This is a genomic window from Francisella sciaenopsi, assembly GCF_045862875.1.
Taxonomy (GTDB): Bacteria; Pseudomonadota; Gammaproteobacteria; order Francisellales; family Francisellaceae; genus Francisella; species Francisella sciaenopsi.
This window is the reverse complement of record NZ_BTHG01000014.1, coordinates 1-1,855: the sequence shown is the minus strand read 5'-3', so window position 1 is coordinate 1,855 and position 1,855 is coordinate 1. Positions and strand designations below refer to the sequence as shown.

Genomic DNA, 1,855 nt, shown 5'->3' with positions numbered 1-1,855 from the left:
GCATATGTACCGATGGATCCTGAATATCCTGTAGAGAGATTTAGACATATACTTGCAGATACAGAAGCTAAGTTGATAATCACACAATCGCATCTAAAGAATAAACTGTCATTCTATGGCTCGACCATAGAATCCACACAAAGTAAAATGGTTGGTTTAATAACAATAGACACCGAAGAGTATTTATTAGAAGAGAAAGTTAATCTTCCACGATATAGTCAATCTACAGATCTTGCATATGTGATTTATACATCGGGTACTACTGGGTTGCCTAAGGGGGTATCTGTTGAGTATAAGTCTGCTATTAATACTCTTAATAATTTGAAGGAGATTTATGATGTTCGTAGTGATGATAATGTATCTGCATTTACATCATATGTATTTGATGTATCAATATCAGAGATATTCATCAGCCTAATACAAGGTTCACAGTTACATATACTTTATGATGAAGTTAAAAGTGATAGTAATAAATTATCTCAATATATTTTAGACAAACAAATAAGTTACTTATATATTCCTCCAGTATTATTAGGTCAATTACCACAAATCAAATATCCTTCTTTAAAAAAGATAATCTATGCAGGTGAGCCTTGTTCAAAAGGTATAGCAGAGTATTGGTCTAATAAGATAAAGCTACACAATATATATGGACCAACTGAGGCAACTATTTATTGTATAGAAAAACAAATAATCAATTCTGAAGTTTCTCAAATTGGTAAACCTATGGGGAATGTTCAAACATATATCCTTGATCAACACATGACTCCAGTACCAATTGGGGTTATAGGTGAGTTATATATAGGAGGAGCTGGCCTTGCTCGTGGTTATCTTAATAGACCCGAACTAGCAGAGGAGAGATTTGTATCTAATCCATTTGCTACAGAGAGAGATATAGCTAAGGGTTATACAAGATTGTATAAGACGGGAGATTTAGTAAGATGGTTGTCTGATGGTAATATTGAATATATAGGACGAAATGATGATCAAGTTAAGATTAGAGGTTATCGAATAGAGTTAGGAGAGATTGAGAATCAACTAGGTTTAATAGAGGGAGTTAGGCAGTCTTGTGTACTAGCTAAAGACAAGAATGATTCTAAATACTTAGTAGGATATTATGTATTAGATAAAGAAACTACATTAATACAAGAAGAGATCCTTAATCGATTAGCTAAGGTATTACCTGAGTATATGATGCCGAGTATATTGGTTGAGCTTGAAGGTATGCCATTGACTGTTAATGGTAAGCTAGATAGAAGAGGATTGCCAGAACCTGATTTTGTAAATGAAGCTAGTTATGTAGCGCCGACGACAGAATTAGAAGTCACATTGTGTAATATATTTGCAGAGGTGCTTGGTTTAGAGAAGGTAGGAATAACAGATGATTTCTTTAGGGTTGGTGGTAATAGTATTTTAGCTATTAAGTTAGCTAGTAGGATATCTAAAGTATTAGATATAAATGTAGGTGTGGTTGATATATTTACGCATAAGAATATTAAAAGCTTAGTCAATATTTTTGACTTTAATCAAATAAATGATTTAGTAGAGTTTGAATTATGATAGTTAAGATAATTAAAAAAATAAAAGAACATCACTCTGCTGTTTGGTTGGAAAGTGATAAGTTAAAGTTTGCTCTTGATAAAAGTATTTTAACTGATGATTTTAAAGATGAGTTGTCTAATAGTAAAGCGCAACTAGTTCAATTTTTAGAATATAATAAAATTTATACAAAGCAAGAGTTTATTTCTCGGACTATATTTAAGTATTCTTTAAATAGATATTCCCTATCATATGCTCAAGAGCGCTTATGGTTTATAGAGCAGTATGAGAAAGGTAGTAATGCTTATCATATGCC

Annotated in this window: 2 protein-coding genes; both read left to right on the top strand. The window is 32.0% G+C overall.

Features of this window, described 5'->3' with window-relative positions; all coding sequences use genetic code 11:
* On the top strand, positions 1-1,560 hold a 1,560-nt coding region (locus ACKTR7_RS09880), incomplete at its 5' end, for a non-ribosomal peptide synthetase (protein WP_407878139.1).
* Positions 1,557-1,855, top strand: a 299-nt coding sequence (locus ACKTR7_RS09875; protein ID WP_407878138.1) for a TubC N-terminal docking domain-related protein, incomplete at its 3' end; no start/stop codon positions are given. The genes ACKTR7_RS09880 and ACKTR7_RS09875, both read left to right, overlap by 4 nt.